This window comes from Streptomyces sp. NPDC006335 (assembly GCF_040612795.1).
Classification (GTDB): domain Bacteria; phylum Actinomycetota; class Actinomycetes; order Streptomycetales; family Streptomycetaceae; genus Streptomyces.
On record NZ_JBEXQX010000061.1, the window covers coordinates 1 to 1,369 of the forward strand.

The window sequence follows — 1,369 nt, forward strand, 5'->3', positions numbered from 1 at the left end:
GGCGAAGTTTGATCTGCGGTTGGTTGTGGGTGATGGCGGTGCTGGTGGGTTGAGGGGGTTGGTGGAGTTCAGTACGGCGTTGTTCGACCGGGGCACGGTGGAGCGGTTGGTGGGCCATGTGTGCACGGTGCTGGCGGCGGTGGCTGCTGATTCTGGTTGTCGGTTGTCGCGGGTGTTGATGCTTGGTGTTGAGGAGCGGTTGGGGTTGGTGGGTGCCGGGGAGGGTCCGGCGGTGGTGTGGTCTGGGGTGGGGGGGCCGGGTGAGCTGATTGTCGCGCGGGCGTTGGTGTGTCCGGATGCGGTGGCGGTGGTGTGTGGTGAGCGGTCGTTGACGTTTGCGGGTCTGGTGGAGCGGGCTGGTCGTTTGGCGCATTACCTGCGGGGGGTGGGTGTGGGTCCGGAGACCGTGGTCGGGCTGTGTCTGCCGCGTGGGGTGGAGATGGTGACGGCGGTTTTGGGGGTGTGGCTGGCGGGTGGTGCGTATCTGCCGTTGGATCCGGAGTATCCGGCTGACCGGTTGGCGTTCATGGTGTCGGACAGTCGGGTGGCGGTTTTGGTGGGGGTTTCCGGGCTGACGGGGGAACTGCCGCTGCGGCGGGTGCAGGTGGTTGATCTGGATGATCCGGTGGTGGTGGGGGCGGTGGCGGTGGCGCCGTCGGGGCTGCCTGAGGTGTCGGGGGTGGGTCCGCAGGGGCTGGCGTATGTGATGTATACGTCGGGTTCGACGGGCCGGCCCAAGGGGGTGCAGGTCACCCGGGGCGGGCTGGTCAACTATGTGTGCTGGGCGGCCGGGGCGTATGGCCTGTCCGGGGACCGCCCGAACGGTTGGGGGGCTGTGCTGCATTCGTCGTTGTCGTTCGACTTGACGGTGACCAGTCTGGTGGTGCCGTTGGTGGCGGGGTCGTCGGTGGTGGTCAGTGCGGGTGGTGATCCGGTGGATCTGGCCCGGGTGGCGCGTGTGGCGGGCGGGTCGGGGTTGTTGAAGGTGGTGCCCGGGCATCTGCCGTTGTTGCGTGAGGTGTTGCCTGCCGGTGAGGTGGCTGGTCTGGCGGGGTATGTGGTGGTGGGTGGTGAGGCGCTGTCGGGGGCGTATGTGCGGGACTGGCTGGCGGTGGCGCCGGACTCGGTGCTGGTGAACGAGTACGGGCCGACGGAGACGGTGGTCGGTTGTTGTGTGCAGGTGGTGGTGGCGGGCCAGGAGGTGCCGGAGCAGGTTCCGATCGGTGGTCCGGTCGCCAATACGCGGGTGTATGTGGTGGACGGGTCGCTGAATCTGGTGCCGGTGGGTGTGGCTGGTGAGTTGCTGGTCGGTGGGGCGCAGGTGGCGCGTGGGTATGGGGGGCGTGCGGGGCTGACGGCGGAGCGTTTT

The 1,369-nt window shown here is 68.2% G+C and carries 1 protein-coding gene; it reads left to right on the forward strand.

Annotation, left to right across the window (positions count from 1 at the left end):
* Positions 1–61: 61 nt before the first annotated feature.
* On the forward strand, positions 62–1,369 hold a 1,308-nt coding region (locus ABZ098_RS44950; protein WP_356600906.1), incomplete at its 3' end, for an AMP-binding protein.